This window comes from Xenorhabdus griffiniae, assembly GCF_015163655.1.
Classification (GTDB): domain Bacteria; phylum Pseudomonadota; class Gammaproteobacteria; order Enterobacterales; family Enterobacteriaceae; genus Xenorhabdus; species Xenorhabdus griffiniae.
Map to the genome: position 1 here is coordinate 14,626 of NZ_JADEUF010000001.1, position 15,836 is coordinate 30,461.

The 15,836-nt window shown below is 43.8% G+C and carries 13 protein-coding genes; 1 reads left to right on the forward strand and 12 read right to left on the reverse strand.

Translation table 11 applies throughout. The annotated features are described in order from the left end of the window. Positions 1-114 precede the first annotated feature (114 nt). The 10 genes from recA to gpt all read right to left on the reverse strand — a co-directional run bounded on the left by recA (position 115) and on the right by gpt (position 10,691). A complete protein-coding gene (recA, locus tag IQ211_RS00090; RefSeq protein ID WP_189758067.1) occupies positions 115-1,191 on the reverse strand; it encodes a recombinase RecA in 1,077 nt (358 codons plus the stop codon). Positions 1,192-1,294: 103 nt separating this feature from the next. Then, positions 1,295-1,798, reverse strand: coding sequence for a nicotinamide-nucleotide amidase (gene pncC / locus IQ211_RS00095; RefSeq protein WP_189758066.1), 504 nt, complete (start codon positions 1,796-1,798; stop codon positions 1,295-1,297). Positions 1,799-1,823: 25 nt separating this feature from the next. Further along, positions 1,824-3,008 (reverse strand): lysophospholipid transporter LplT, encoded by a 1,185-nt coding sequence (gene lplT, locus IQ211_RS00100; RefSeq protein ID WP_189758065.1) that lies wholly within the window; start codon positions 3,006-3,008, stop codon positions 1,824-1,826. 4 nt (positions 3,009-3,012) lie between these two features. Further along, positions 3,013-5,163, reverse strand: coding sequence for a bifunctional acyl-ACP--phospholipid O-acyltransferase/long-chain-fatty-acid--ACP ligase (gene aas, locus IQ211_RS00105; RefSeq protein WP_189758064.1), 2,151 nt, complete (start codon positions 5,161-5,163; stop codon positions 3,013-3,015). 128 nt (positions 5,164-5,291) lie between these two features. After that, positions 5,292-5,822, reverse strand: coding sequence for a shikimate kinase AroL (aroL, locus tag IQ211_RS00110; protein ID WP_189758063.1), 531 nt, complete (start codon positions 5,820-5,822; stop codon positions 5,292-5,294). A 166-nt stretch (positions 5,823-5,988) separates the two neighbouring features. Then, positions 5,989-7,242, reverse strand: coding sequence for a glutamate-5-semialdehyde dehydrogenase (proA, locus tag IQ211_RS00115; protein WP_189758062.1), 1,254 nt, complete (start codon positions 7,240-7,242; stop codon positions 5,989-5,991). A 29-nt stretch (positions 7,243-7,271) separates the two neighbouring features. Next, positions 7,272-8,375 (reverse strand): glutamate 5-kinase, encoded by a 1,104-nt coding sequence (proB, locus tag IQ211_RS00120; protein ID WP_455570253.1) that lies wholly within the window; start codon positions 8,373-8,375, stop codon positions 7,272-7,274. A 118-nt stretch (positions 8,376-8,493) separates the two neighbouring features. Continuing rightward, on the reverse strand, positions 8,494-8,895 hold the full coding sequence (gene crl, locus IQ211_RS00125) for a sigma factor-binding protein Crl (RefSeq protein WP_189758060.1): 402 nt from the start codon (positions 8,893-8,895) through the stop codon (positions 8,494-8,496). A gap of 71 nt (positions 8,896-8,966) precedes the next feature. Beyond that, positions 8,967-10,214: an esterase FrsA gene (frsA, locus tag IQ211_RS00130; protein ID WP_189758059.1), complete on the reverse strand. Its 1,248-nt coding sequence runs from the start codon at positions 10,212-10,214 to the stop codon at positions 8,967-8,969. A gap of 15 nt (positions 10,215-10,229) precedes the next feature. Next, positions 10,230-10,691 (reverse strand): xanthine phosphoribosyltransferase, encoded by a 462-nt coding sequence (gene gpt / locus IQ211_RS00135; protein ID WP_074020156.1) that lies wholly within the window; start codon positions 10,689-10,691, stop codon positions 10,230-10,232. Positions 10,692-10,949: 258 nt separating this feature from the next. On the opposite strand from gpt, the gene pepD reads away from it, so the two are divergent. Beyond that, positions 10,950-12,410, forward strand: a complete 1,461-nt coding sequence (pepD, locus tag IQ211_RS00140; protein WP_189758058.1) for a beta-Ala-His dipeptidase — start codon at positions 10,950-10,952, stop codon at positions 12,408-12,410. 63 nt (positions 12,411-12,473) lie between these two features. Here the strand turns inward: pepD and dinB are convergent, their stop codons facing one another. Together dinB and IQ211_RS00150 are read right to left on the reverse strand one after the other, a co-directional pair. Then, entirely contained in the window at positions 12,474-13,529 is a 1,056-nt protein-coding gene (gene dinB / locus IQ211_RS00145) for a DNA polymerase IV (RefSeq protein WP_189758057.1), read from the reverse strand. Positions 13,530-13,778: 249 nt separating this feature from the next. Beyond that, positions 13,779-15,821: a choline transporter gene (locus tag IQ211_RS00150; protein WP_189758056.1), complete on the reverse strand. Its 2,043-nt coding sequence runs from the start codon at positions 15,819-15,821 to the stop codon at positions 13,779-13,781. Positions 15,822-15,836 lie beyond the last annotated feature (15 nt).

Below are 15,836 nucleotides of genomic sequence, written 5' to 3' on the forward strand. Positions count from 1 at the left end.
TTTATTTCCGCCAGGGAAACGGGCGTAAAAATAAAAAACCACACCCGATATAGATGTGGTTTTTAAAAGCCAGATTAGCTCTGTACTATGACTGAATTGGAAGACAAATACGTATTAAAACTCTTCGTGATTCACTTCTTCGCCGTTGTCTTCATAATCTGTCACGTAATCCGTCGCTGCACTACTGAACTCACCTGTATTATTCAACAGTAAATCGCGTAGTTTTTTATCCAACTCGGATGCAATTTCTGGGTGTTCTTTCAGATACATAGTAGCATTGGCCTTACCTTGTCCAATTTTTTCGCCATTGTAGCTATACCATGCACCTGCTTTTTCTACCATTTTGTGTTTAACACCCAGATCGACCAACTCACCAAAAGTGTTGATACCTTCACCATAGAGAATTTGGAATTCGGCCTGTTTAAATGGTGCAGCAACCTTGTTCTTGACTACTTTCACACGTGTTTCGCTACCAACCACTTCGTCGCCATTTTTCACCGAACCAGTGCGGCGAATATCCAAACGGACAGATGCGTAGAACTTCAGTGCATTACCACCTGTAGTCGTTTCTGGGTTACCAAACATCACACCAATTTTCATGCGGATCTGGTTGATAAAAATCAACAGGGTATTCGAGTTTTTCAAATTTCCCGCTAATTTACGCATCGCTTGGCTCATCATACGTGCAGCCAGGCCCATATGAGAGTCGCCGATTTCACCTTCAATTTCTGCTTTTGGTGTTAATGCTGCAACAGAGTCAACAATAATCACATCAACAGCACCAGAACGTGATAGGGCATCACAGATTTCCAATGCCTGTTCGCCAGTATCAGGCTGAGAACACAACAGATTATCAATATCTACACCCAGTTTTTTCGCATAAACCGGATCAAGAGCATGTTCGGCATCAATAAAAGCACAAGTTCTGCCTTCACGCTGGGCAGCGGCAATAACTTGCAAGGTCAGCGTTGTTTTACCGGATGATTCTGGCCCGTATATTTCCACAATACGGCCCATTGGCAAACCACCCGCACCCAATGCAATATCCAGTGACAGGGAACCGGTAGAAATGGTTTCAACATCCATTGAGCGATTTTCACCCAAACGCATGATGGAACCTTTACCAAATTGTTTCTCAATTTGGCCCAGCGCTGCTGCTAATGCTTTTTGTTTGTTTTCATCGTTAGCCATGTTGACTCCTTCGCAAGCAATGAAGGGGCTGCCTCACTGCTGATAAACTGTTTCTGATACCAAAGTGCCGTATGATTATACTGTATAATCATACAGCATCAAGCTAATTTTTTATGATTTCATCCAATAAAGTTTTCAAAGAAAAAATGACGGCTTGTAGACGCACAGCATTGCGATCACCCGAAAAATGCTGGCGATATGTTACAGTCTGGATGTTTTCATCAATGTAAAAGGCAAACCCAAACCAAACTGTGCCAGTCGGTTTTTCCTCACTTCCTCCTTCTGGCCCAGCAATGCCGCTAACCGCAACAGAAACGTCTGCCTTAGCGACGATTAATGCCCCTTTAGCCATTTCTTTTACGATCTGCTCACTGACCGCTCCAAATTGCGCCAATGACTCTGGTAAAACGCCCAGCATTTCATGCTTAGCATCGTTGCTGTAAGTCACAAAACCACGATTAAAGTAAGCTGAGCTTCCCGCAATATCTGTGATCACTTTAGCTATCCAACCCCCTGTGCAAGATTCTGCACAGGTCACAGATAATTTTTTTCGTTTTAATCTCTTTCCAAGTTCAATACTAAGCTGATTCAGGATTTTTTCATCCATAACAGACCTTCAATTTTATAAGAAATTAATTTTTCCGAAGCAGATCCCAAATCCACAGCCCCCCAATTGCCAAAGAAAGTAAGGTACCAAAACCAATGCCAACAGCAACGACCGAAACGCCCGCCATAACGGAAACCGAATACAATCCTAACATTATCAGCATAGCACTATTTTCGCCCAGGTTTTGCACAGCAACAGCTTTGCCTGCCCCCATCGAATGCTTGCCATGTTCTTGCAATAACGCATTTAATGGAACAACAAAAAGGCCACCAAATACGCCAAGGACGATCAAAATTAAGTAGGAAAATACTATTGATTGCTGAGTCGCAAAAAGAATGACCATGAATCCAATTAAGATCCCTGCAGGCATACAACGACGCACGGTTTTCAATGTAATAAACCGCGCAGCTAAACCTGCTCCAACAATGATACCAATCGCAACTATTGCATTCATCAATGTAGGGGTTGTATTGCCATCAATCCCCAGCACAACAGGCACCCATGCGACTAACAGGAAGCGTAGCGTGATACCCGCTCCCCAAAATAGGCTAGTCCCTACCAGTGAGAAGCGCGTTTCCTGATGACGCCAAAGTGTCACACAAACCGTCATGAAATCCACCAACATTTTTGTGGGATTCCACCCCTTGCCTTCACGAGCCGCCGCCAGACGAGGTATAAAGAAATTCGATACGACTGCGGCACCATACAATAAGGCACAAAGTCCTAATGCCAGCACCAGGCTAATATCAGAGAGGAAACCGCCAGCAACTGAGCCAATCAAAATAGCTGCAATAGTAGAAGCCTCCATCATGCCATTGGCTTTTACCAAACGCCCACCATCTGTTAGCTCCCCCAAGATCCCATATTTAGCAGGAGAATAGGCCGCTGCCCCAATTCCCACTAAGGTATATCCCAGAAAAGGATTTATATCGATACAGATGCTGATAGCCCCAAGCAATTTGACGCCATTAGAAAAGAGCATGACACGCCCTTTTGAAAACCGATCAGCAATTTGCCCGACAAAAGGGGCAAGTATGATATAAGCCAGAACAAAAACAATTTGCAGTGCTGGCCAACTCCATTCAGGGTAAGACTCTGCCTTTAATTGGGCTAAGATGGCAAAGAACAGCGCATTATCAGCAAAAGCAGAAAGAAATTGTGACAGCAATACTGCTTTCATTCCACGGTTCAGTAGCGGTTGTGTCTCCATTTCCTTACTCCTGTTCGGCCATTTCTCTTAAGGTGACAAAATCCGGTTTGCCACTGCCGAGCAAAGGAAGTTGCTTCACATAACGAATATCGCGTGGAACCGACAACTCAGGCATCCCTATTTCGCGTGCCACTCCCAGCATTCTGTTTCTATTCAGATTCGCATCTGTAGTGAACAATACCAGTGCTTCGCCTTTGCTTCGATCACTTCTGGTTGTAGCCGCATGTAGCGCATCGGCAGAAACATGAGAAGCAACTTGTTCTACCGCTTCGAGAGAAACCATTTCCCCTGCAAGCTTAGCAAATCGTTTCACACGTCCTTTGATCGTACAAAAGCCCTCTTCATCAATGGAAACGATATCTCCGGTATCATACCAGCCGATTTGATGATTCCCTTCAGCGTCTTCGGCAGAAGGTGGTTCCAAACGATCAGGTGCTTCAACTCGCAAATATCCTTTCATAACATTTGGTCCACGTAGCTGTAAGCGACCACCTCCTTCAATGCCCTGTATAGGCAATAAACGGGCTTCCATACCCGGTAAGAGCCGCCCAACTGTTCCTGTTTTTGCCGCCATCGGTACATTGATTGCCACGACCGGCGCACATTCCGTCACGCCATAACCTTCCAGGATACGGATGCCAAATTTATCTTGCCAAATGTGCTTGGTGTTTTCGGACAATTTTTCTGCACCAGCCACCACATAACGCAGCCGAGCAAAATCATAAGGATGGGCAAAACGAGCATAGTTGCCCAAGAAAGTCGAAGTTCCGAATAACACGGTACAATTTCGGTCATAGACCAGTTCAGGTACAACACGATAATGTAAGGGGCTTGGGTAAAGAAATACACGACTGCCTGTCATTAATGGAGTCAATAGACCAACTGTTAAGCCAAAAGCATGAAACAGTGGCAAAGAAGACATAAAGCGATCCAGCGGAGTAAAATCAGCAACAGTTTTTATCTGCTCAACGTTCGCCAATAAGCTGGCATGGCTGTGAACAACACCTTTGGGTGCACCTTCAGAGCCTGACGTAAACAGAATCAATGCATCATCATCCGGCTTTTGCGACGTCAGAATAGCTTTGGCAGGGAAAATCAGATGCCACAATATCCAAAGCTTATCTTCCCGCGTGATCGTGTCCTTTAAATCTTCGAGATATACCCAATTAGCTTCAGTCACCTGTTCTGGCAGATGAGCCAATTGTCCTTTTTCCAGAAATTGGCGGGATGTTACGATGGTTTTAATGGTTGCAGCCCGCATGGCATTCTTAATACCGCGGCTTCCTGCCGTATAGTTCAAAAGCGCGGGTATTCGCCCTCTTAACGAAGCACCATATAGGGTAGCCGCCATCACAGTTGTATTTGGCAACAGCAGGCCGATACGCTCACCTTCCTGTGTAAAACGCTCTAAGATCCGGCTAATTCCCAATATTTTTTTCAGCAATGAATGATAGCTATCCTCTTTAAAATTCACATCTTCAATGCAGGACTTAAAACGGCCAAAGCGTGTTTGTGCAGTTAGGTAAGCGCTGAATAACGTTTCTTTTGGGCGCGTCTGCATTCTCACAGCCATCATAATGGCGTGGAGATGTTCTCCTGCTAAACGGCGACGTGTTGTTGAATCAGGTGCATCCGGCATTGGCAGATCGACGGCCGGTAAAATTTTGAGAGTGATTTTCGGCAACCAATGCCGCTTCACAATGCCTTTTAACCGGCCAAAAATCGTTTGCTCTGCCCCCTCAATTCGGATTGGTACTACTTTTGCGCCTGATTTCGCGGCAATAAAAGCGGCACCATCATAAATTTTCATAAGGGAGCCAGTTACGGTGATCCTCCCTTCAGGAAAAATCACAATCGGGCGCCCTTTATCCACTTCTTTAACCAATGTCCTGACTGCCATTGGATTAGTAGGATCGAGAGGTACAACATCCGCATACGGCTTGATAAATCTGAGAAAACCACGAGTTGCAATATTAGAATAAACAGCAAATACAGGCTTTACCGGCAGGAATAGCCCAATTAGCAGGCCATCCAGAAATGAAACATGATTAGGAGTGATAATGCACTTGGTGTGTTGTTGTAACTGTTTGGTATCACCTTCAATGGTAACCCTGAAGAGTACACGAATAAGTAACCGAATAAAATTTAAGAGCATATCCATATCTCAAATATAATTAATAAAATTAAAGTGAGTAAACAGAACGATACTATAAGTTGTATGGACGATTTGTTATATCAGATTTCCCTATCAGCTAGAAAATAAACTTAAACACCGTTGATATATCAAATTAGTTTGGTTTTCTGGTTTAAAATGTAAGATTTAACGTGGGATACGATATCTTCTGTTGCGAGGCTGGCATCAACGATGAAATTGGCACACTCTTGGTATAATGGTTCTCTTTCAACCAATATTTCCGCCATTTCTTCTATGATGGACTTTCCGGTCAGACTAGGACGCTGTGAATTTTCTGGGTTGAGAGATAATCGCTGACTCAAAACTTCTGCGGAGGCTTGCAAATAAATCACAATACCGTTTTGTTGCATATACTGACGATTCTCAAGCGCCAGTACCATTCCTCCACCTGTTGAAATGACGCGCTCACTCTGACTAACTGCTTTCAACGTTTGGCTTTCTAATTTTCTGAAATGTTCCCAGCCATATTGTTCGACAAGCTCAGCTATCGTCATTTTATTCATGGCCTGGATACTTTCATCTGTGTCAATAAATTTATACGACAGCGCTTCAGACAACAACTTACCTATTGTCGTCTTCCCTGCACCTCGTGCACCTACGATGAATAGAGTTTGTTTCATTTCGTTGTTTTCCCGAAGAGTCTATAAAATTAAGCCTAAATATAAAGTATAGTAACTAAATATTTACACTCGTGTAAAAAGGTATTTTTGATGGATCAAAAAGTCACACTGAAAATTAAGTGTGACCTAACAAAGTTCAATGAAATCTAATTAAAGTAGAATATGGTCAACTACGCGGTAAATAATCACCATAACCAATCCACTTATACGTTGTCAGTGCATCAAGCCCCATTGGGCCTCGGGAGTGCAATTTCTGAGTGCTGACAGCCACTTCAGCCCCCAAACCAAATTGTCCGCCATCAGTAAAACGCGTACTGGCATTTACATATACCGCGGCTGAATCCACATGACGTACAAAGTAATCGGCTTGCTGCAAAGATTCCGTCAATATCGCATCGGAATGGGCTGTGCCATAAGTACGAATGTGTTCAATAGCTCGATCGATATCGCTAACAATTTCTACATTCATATCTAAAGATAACCATTCATCACAGTAATCTTCCTCTGCCACTTCAACAACAGTTGCAGGGCCATCTTTCAGCAATGTCATCGCTGATTTGCTGGCATGTAATGTCACGCCCTGCTCTTTCATTTTGATACTCAAAACTGGCAGAAAATTAGCTGCTATTTTTTCATGCACCAATAATGTTTCTAGTGAATTACAGGCACTTGGACGCTGGACTTTCGCATTAGTAATGATTTCCAGTGCTTTTTCAATATTGATGGTTTCATCTACAAATGTATGACAAACGCCAATACCGCCAGTAATCACAGGGATTGTCGATTGTTCCCGACACAATTTATGTAACCCCGCACCGCCTCTTGGGATCAACATATCGACATAACGATCCATTTTCAGTAATTCAGCCACCAACTCACGATCAGGTTTATTGATAGCCTGAACCGCAGCCGCCGGCAATCCACTTTGTTCCAATGCCTGCTGGATAACCTTAACCATCGCTTGATTTGTATGGTGAGTCTCTTTGCCACCACGCAGTATCACAGCATTACCGGTTTTCAGACACAACGACGCCACATCAATGGTAACATTGGGCCGGGCTTCATATATCACACCAATCACGCCCAACGGAACTCGGCGACGGCTCAATTGCAATCCATTATCCAATAATTGTCCATCAATAACTTGCCCGACAGGATCAGCCAAACGGCAGACTTGGCGCACATCATTGGCAATAGCATTCAGCCGTTCAGGTGTCAGTAATAACCGATCGAGTAGTGCTGCACTCATTCCCTGTTCGTGGGCTTGCTTCATATCTTGCTGGTTAGCAGCAAGAATCACTTCAATCTCTGTCTCCAACAAATCAGCAATGTGATTCAACGCTTGGTTTTTCTGACTGGTACTCAATTGTGCCAATTGCCACGATGCGGCTTTGGCTGCTTTTCCCATCTGCTCTAGCATGGTGAAATCCTTAACTCACGATCAATTCATTAAATTACGATCAAATCATCACGGTGAACCGCAACTGCGCCATATTCATAACCTAATATCTGGCTAATTTGCTGTGAATGATGGCCTGCTATCAGGCGTAATGCATCACTGTTGTAACGGCAAACACCATGAGCCAAATCTTTACCCGATAAGCTACGGATGCAAATAACCTCACCGCGGGAAAAATCACCTTTAACGTTTTTGATCCCTTTTGGCAGCAACGAACTACCTTTGCCAACAATCGCCGCTTCTGCACCATGATCGACAATAATTTCCCCTGCCGGAGGTGCCCCAAAAATCCAACGCTTACGGTTTTCCATTGGGCTAGCCAGGCCATGAAAGCGGGTTCCAACCGACTTTCCTGTAATAACATCAGCAATAACATCCGGCCGGTTACCCGCGGCAATAATGACATCAATGCCAGCACGTCCTGCCACGCCTGCCGCCTGAAGTTTTGTTGCCATTCCTCCCGTACCTAATCCCGAAACACTGTCTCCAGCCATCATTTTCAGCTCATCACTGATGTCATGCACTTCAGGGATCAAGGTTGCATCAGGGTTACTACGAGGATCTGCAGTATAAAGCCCTGCTATATCCGTCAGAAGCAACAATTTATCTGCACTGCCCAAAATAGCAGCCAATGCAGAAAGATTATCATTGTCACCCACTTTAATCTCTGCTGTCGCAACGGCATCATTTTCATTAATAATGGGAACGATGTGGTTATCAAGCAAAGCCTGAAGGGTATCTCTTGCATTCAGGAAACGTTCACGATCTTCCAAATCCGCGCGGGTCAGGAGCATTTGCCCGACGTGAATACCATAAATAGAGAAAAGCTGCTCCCACAATTGGATCAGGCGGCTTTGCCCAACAGCTGCCAGCAATTGTTTGGAAGCAATAGTTGCCGGAAGATCAGGATATCCTAAGTGCTCACGACCGGCGGCAATCGCACCAGAAGTTACAATAATAATGCGATGACCTTTTTCATGCTGTTGAGCACATTGACGAACCAGTTCTACAATATGGGCACGATTCAAACGACGAGAGCCACCAGTTAATACACTCGTCCCCAGTTTCACAACCAATGTTTGGCTGCCATTCATCATATTTCTGCCATTACAGTTAATTTGAAAAAAAACAGTGTCCAGTTTTAACAGGAGAGAAGCGTTATGCCAACTGACATAACGCAAAATTTAGCAAAAGCAGGTTAAAAAAACAGAATTACGCTATCACTTGCGTTTGCAAAGCGACGGTATTTTTAGATGGGATCAATGTCAGTTTGAGCGTTTCACAAGAATCAACCAGACGTTTGTGGAATGCTTGTAGCATTGATTCAAGATGCTCAAGATCGGCCTTTTTTTTGATATTCATGGCATTCCATTCACCTTGTTTATCGAATAAGCCTATCTGATAGTGATAAACAAAACCTTGATCCTGCTCTTCTAGCTCTAACCACCATCCCAAAAATTCACGTTTTTCCGGTGCTACTTTGGCACTGACACAAACAGCTAAACAGTCAAAGAAAAAATAACCATTTTGACACTTTAATTCACGTACATACGGCCCTAATGCAGAAAAACGCTTTAACAACCTATTTTTAGAATAACTTGCGGGTAAAGTCATACAAAGGTCTCCTTATATACAGAACACCTTTGTATCAAATGATTAAAAAATATCAAGTGATAAATTTATTTTTATAAAACTTTATCTTTCAACCATACACTTATTTCGTGTAATGCCTTATTGAAACCACCATAAATTGAGGTTGCAGGAATAGCTCGTACTGAACCTTCCATTGATGACATCGCAATCAACTTCGAGTCTTTCCTTGGGCTGAAAATATCATCCTCCCAATACACCGAAAACATGGGTACAGTACAACGACGGCCCAATAGTCCTTGATTCTTCAACGAATAACACGCTAATTCTGAACGTAATCTCTTTTCATCAACGTGATAAATACCTAAACGACTAGCCAAGACATCAATATACATTGACGGGATTTTCTGCTGTAATTTTTCATCATGCAGTAATTCATGCACAATCGGGCCTACTACCGATACGCCTTTAATCAGTTTCGGTTCCAGATAAGCAAGCCGGACAGCGATATTCGCGCCAAAACGAAAACCAAATACACCTACACGGGTATGATCAATCCACGGCACACTATCTAGCTGTTGTAAAACTTGTTGATGAAGTACGCATGTATCCTGCGTCAAGGTAAATTTCGCGGAATAACCAACAGAAGGCATATCCAGCGTTAGCATGGCAAAACCAAGAGGCGAGAAATGTTCACGAAACAACCGCCAGCAATCACTCTGGACATTATCAAGGCTGGCACAAACTAATATCGTTGGACAAGGTCCTTGTACATGGGAAGGCAAATGCAATAACCCAGTAACACTTTTGCCCCCTTCCAACTGGAATTCCAGCTTTTTTAATTCGTAGTCAGAAAAACGTGCCGCGTTTTCATAGGCTTTATTAGCCAGCACGATGGCCTGATCGGCCAGTTCATCACCGCGCAAATGAGGATAAGCTGCAATACTATATAGCGTTGCAGCCTTTAACCAACATGACCCGGCTTTTTCCGTATCTTCAGTATGCAACGCTTCCTGTTGCCAGTACATTGCCTGCTGAGACCACTCAAATGCCCAATTTCCTTTACGATAGCCGATCACAGTATCTAACAAATGTTCAGTACTGCGTTCGGCATCCGTCACGGCAATCCGGCTGAGGACATCTTGAATTTCTAGCGGATTGACTCCCCTCCAGATCCAAGCGAGCCAATTAATCATACGATACCAACGCTCGCGGCGCTCCCCACCAAGCATACTATCACTGGTAGTTATAGATTGTGGGCGAGTATATTTTACCAGTGTAGAGGTTTCTCGATGTTTAAACCGAGGCTTAAACAGCGATTCTGAAAGGTTTTGTTTCGTCATGACAAAAGAAAAATCTTACTGCTTTTCACAAACAGGTGGAACAAACACGACTCCCATATCCCATGGCTGCTCAATCCATGTGTTTTGGGGAATGTCAATAACATAATCATCCACAAGAGGGCGACCGGCGGGTTTGGCAAAAATCGTTACAAAATGAGCTTTCGGATACATTTCACGGATTGCCTGGGCTGTACCCCCAGTATCAACCAGATCATCAACAACAATGAACCCTTCACCGTCACCTTCAGCTTTTTTCAATACTTTCAACTCGCGCTGATTATCGTGATCATAACTGGAAATACAAACCGTATCGACATGGCGAATTCCCAATTCGCGAGCCAGTAACGCTCCCGGAACAAGACCACCACGGCTAACAGCAATAATGCCTTTCCACTGCTCTACGGGAAGTAAACGTTGTGCCAATTGACGGGCATGTATTTGTAACATATCCCACGTTACGACATATTTTTCACTCATAAAATTAGATCCTGGAAACTAAAGAATATTTCAGAAAAGCGTTTTTTGCGGAAAAAAGGTTGCGCGAGATTATAGTGATTTGAACCAACAAAAACCAGTAAAAACAGGGTAAGCCCTCATTCTCACAGCCCATTGCTGACAATAAAATGATATTCTCAAGCCTAGCATGGATATTAGGTCAATGCAGATGATAAAAACTCCCTGATGCATCAAACATTACCATTTTTCTCACCAAGATTCAGTTATAGGAGATTCGCCGTGTCCGAATTATCAACGCTATCCCCACAACCTTTATGGGATATTTTTGCTCAGATCTGTTCCATTCCTCATCCGTCTTATCATGAAGAGGCTCTCGCATCCCATATTATTGCGTGGGCAAAAAGCAAAAGATTCCATGTAGAGCGGGATGAAGTGGGTAATATTTTGATCAGAAAGCCAGCGTCAAAAGGTATGGAAAATCGCAAGTCGGTTGTCCTTCAAGCACACCTTGATATGGTTCCACAGAAAAATAACGATACTCAACACGATTTCACAAAAGATCCTATTCGCCCTTATATCGATGGTGACTGGGTTACGGCTGATGGTACAACTTTAGGCGCAGATAACGGTATTGGTATGGCTTCTGCTCTGGCGGTCTTGGCGGACGAATCCGTTAAACATGGACCATTGGAAATTTTACTGACCATGACCGAAGAGGCTGGCATGGATGGTGCATTCGGCCTGAAATCTGGCTGGCTGCAAGCTGACGTTCTGATCAATACGGATTCAGAAGAAGAAGGTGAAATCTACATGGGTTGTGCAGGCGGCATTGATTTTTCCACAACCTTACACCTGTCTCGTGAAGCGCTGCCAGCTAACTATAAAACGCTACAATTGACGATTAAGGGATTAAAAGGCGGTCATTCTGGCGGTGATATTCATCTGGGGTTGGGTAACGCCAACAAATTACTGGCTCGTTTCCTGTCCACGTATTCCGATGAGTTGGAACTGAAATTAATTCATCTACAAGGTGGAACCCTGCGCAATGCTATTCCTCGTGAAGGTTCTACCGTGATTGCGGTTCCTGCTGACAAAGTTGAAAAACTCCATCAATTAAAAGACAACTATCTGGAGACATTGAAAAACGAATATTCTGTCGTTGAAAACAATCTCACTTTCTTGTTGGATGAAACCAAAGCATCATCACACGCATTAACCACGGATTGCCAGACACGCTTCATATCCATGCTCAATAGTATGCCGAATGGTGTTATTCGTATGAGCGATGTTGCCAAAGGTGTGGTAGAAACTTCGCTAAACGTAGGCGTCGTAACCATGGACGAAGAGAAAGCCGAGGTTATTTGCCTGATCCGTTCACTTATCGAAAGTGGCAAGGTTTATGTTGTTGAAATGCTGCATTCTCTGGCAAAACTGTCCGGAGCAGAAACCGTAGCAAGTGGCAGCTATCCGGGCTGGCAACCTGACGCCAATTCGCCCATCATGCATTTGGTACGTGAAACTTATCACCAACTCTTCGATAAGACACCGAATATCATGGTAATCCACGCGGGTTTGGAGTGTGGCCTGTTCAAAAAACCGTATCCTGATATGGACATGGTTTCTATCGGACCAACTATTCGGGGTGCCCACTCCCCTGATGAGAAAGTACACATTAAGAGTGTCGGTCAATATTGGCAGTTACTCACCGCAATTCTCAAGGCTATTCCGGCTAAAGAATAATAGAAAATGATATTACCGCTCCCCTGCCATCTTGTTTGTGGGGGAGATTGCGTTCTTTACACCTTACCATTCCAATAAAAGCTGCCGCTCCAGTTGTGGGTTTTGTAACGTCACCTGCAACCCAACCAGCCTGACTCCCCGCCCTTCCCTGCGTATTTCCCAAGCCTGCTTTGCTATTTGGAGCAGATCGCGTTTATCCAATATAGGATGGACATGTTCCTGTGTTGTCAATTGAAAATCGTCAAACTTTAATTTGATGCCTTGACGAGCTATGCGGAGATCGGGTTTTACCTTTTCCAATCGTTTTTTCAGTTCAGGATAAAGTTTTTCAATGAGTTCAACACATTCATGCCATTCATGGATATCCTGCGCCAAAGTTTCCTCCACCCCAACGGACTTACGCAAACGTTCTGGCGTAATCTGTCGTTCATCAATACCATGACAGCGCTCCCAAAGCGTCAAACCAAACTTACCTAAACTTTTTATTAGTGCCAGCTTGTCATAACGCTGCACGTCAGAACAGGTCGCTAACCCCATGTCTGACAACCGCTTAGCGGTGACCTTTCCAACACCGGGAATTTTGCATAATGCCAGCGACTTGATAAAAGTTTCAACTTGTTCAGGAGAGATAACATATTGCCCATTGGGTTTATTGATATCAGACGCTATTTTGGCTAAAAACCTCACTGGCGCTACACCAGCCGAGGCCGTTAACTGCAATTCATCAAAAATGACCTGACGGATTTCTTGAGCAATCAACGTGGCGGAACCGTGACAATAATGGCAATCCGTCACATCCAGATAGGCCTCATCTAAAGAAAGTGGTTCGATCAGCTCAGTATAATGGGAAAAAATTCGACGAATATGTTGGGACACTTCTTTATAATGCGCCATTCTGCCAGGAATGACTTTCAATTGGGGACAAAGTCTTAATGCTGTAGCCGTAGACATCGCACTATGCACCCCGAAACGGCGTGCAGGATAATTTGCCGTACTAATTACCCCCCTTCGATCAGCGCTTCCCCCGACAGCAATGGGAATATTACGGAGTGATGGATTATCCCGCATTTCAACGGCAGCAAAAAAGCAATCCATATCAATATGAATAATTTTGCGCATTTGATCTCCTCACATCAAAATACTGTATAAATATACAGAAAGAGATCATGAAACTCTAGTCAATTTTTCAGCAAAACTTCAATGAGCTGATTTCTTCGGATGTAAACAGACATTCGATTCCCGCCAGGATGAAATAAAATCAACTCATTCTCTGTTTTAATAAAAAATCGCCTGTCATTTCAGATAACGCAGGCGATTTTTTATCATTTACTCTTATCCTTTACTCTATTTCGCTTATCTTCCTGCCAATTAACCTCCACTGGGAAAAATCAATGTTTGCCCCGGTGCTTCTCGGTTCAGGTGAATAAAATTCAGATGTTTTTCATAGTGATCAAGAATATCGCTAATGATTTGCTCTTTCGTATAGTCCATCAAATCATTACCCTGTGTTCCTTCCATCAGAAAAGTCTCCAACCGATAATAGTGAGACTTGCCCGCTCTCGCCCGATAGGTAAATCCAGGTACAGAATAGCGTTGCGGCCAGATTTGATAGATAAAATTCTGTTCATCCCCTAAATCAACAATTAATTCCAGTGGATTCAGCCGTTTGTTCTCTTTAGCGGGCAGTGCATTAAACTGCACTTTCGCACCACGTACAACTAACTCTTTAGCCACTTCTAACATCGCGGGACGGCACACCATATCCAGCATTCTCTGAGTGTTTTTCGTACCAGGAAAGTGCATCATACGGCTCAAACGCTGCTTCCAGTTCAATGAGCCATTGTCATGCATAAGAGTGGGGGAGGTATTTTGCAGCGAGCTGGCTTTACGGAAATCCTCTACCCGCAAAGACTTATATAGCCCCGCCATGACAAAGAAGATCACAAAACTAAAAGGTAGCCCCATGATAACCGTGGTATTTTGCAAAGCAGGAATACCATCCGTCATGAGGATACCCAGCGTTAATACACCGATTGCCACCGACCAAAAAACACGTAACCAATTCGGTGCATCATTATTGATATCACTCAGATTAGAAGTGAAATTTCCCAACACTAACGAACCAGAATCTGCCGACGTGACATAAAACAGCAATCCGGTAATGGTGCCCACAGAAGCACTGAACGTGAATGCCGGATAAAGTGCCAGTAAACGATAAAAACCTTGTTCTGGGTGTTGTAGCACGGTTTCCGCCAATTGGCGATTACCATGCAGAATTTCATACAACACACTGTTACCAAAAATCGATAGCCACAGCAGTGTAAAAACAAATGGTATGACTAATGTTCCCATAACAAACTGGCGAATCGTTCTGCCACGGGAAATGCGCGCCAGGAACAGCCCTACAAACGGCGACCAGGCCACCCACCATGCCCAGAAAAACAGAGTCCAGTTATTCATCCATTCAGTGGGGCGTTCAAATGCAAAACTGTTCAGCGTCATACCCATAAAACGGCTGATATAATCCCCGACGTTCTGCACTAATCCGTTAAGCAGGAATTCGGTATCGCCCATAAACAAAATGAATAAAACCAGGCCAAGAGCCAACAGGACATTCAATTCAGACAAAAATCGAATGCCTTTGTTTACGCCGGAAGTTACGGAGATAATGGCTATCACCACAGATAATAGTATCAATCCTCCCTGAACCCCCAATCCTTGCGGTAAGTCGAAAAGAACTTTCAGACCATAATTCAACTGCACAACCCCAATTCCCAGCGTCGTTGCAATGCCAAAAATGGTCCCTATTACTGCCGCAATATCCACCGTATGACCGATTAATCCTTTAATGCGATCACCAAAAATAGGATAAAGTGCCGAGCGGATAGTCAAAGGCAAATTATAACGATAACTAAAATATCCCAATGCAATTCCCATCAAGGCGTACATAGACCAGCCCGTCAGGCCATAATGGAACAGCGTCCACACCATCGCCTGACGAGCTGCTTCAATAGTTTCCCCTTGACCCGTTGGTGGTTGCATATATTGCGTGACAGGTTCAGCCACCGAGAAAAACATCAAATCAATGCCGATCCCAGCGGCAAACAGCATCGCCGCCCAACTTAGCAAACTGAATTCCGGCTTAGATTGTTCCGGTCCCAATTTGATTGAACCAAAACGGGAAGCCGCGACAAAAACAACGAATACAATGTAAAGCGTCGCAGCCAGTAAATAATACCAACCGAAAGTTTTGGACACCCAATTCAGGGTGTTTTTTATCCAAATACTGGTTGCATCTGTGAAAAAAATAGTGAACAGAGAAAATGCAATAATCAGTCCGGCAGAGGTAAAAAAAACGACAGAATTCAGGGTGTCCTTCTGGGTGTTTTTTGGACTGTCTTGTGTATTCATAGGCAGTTCCTGAAA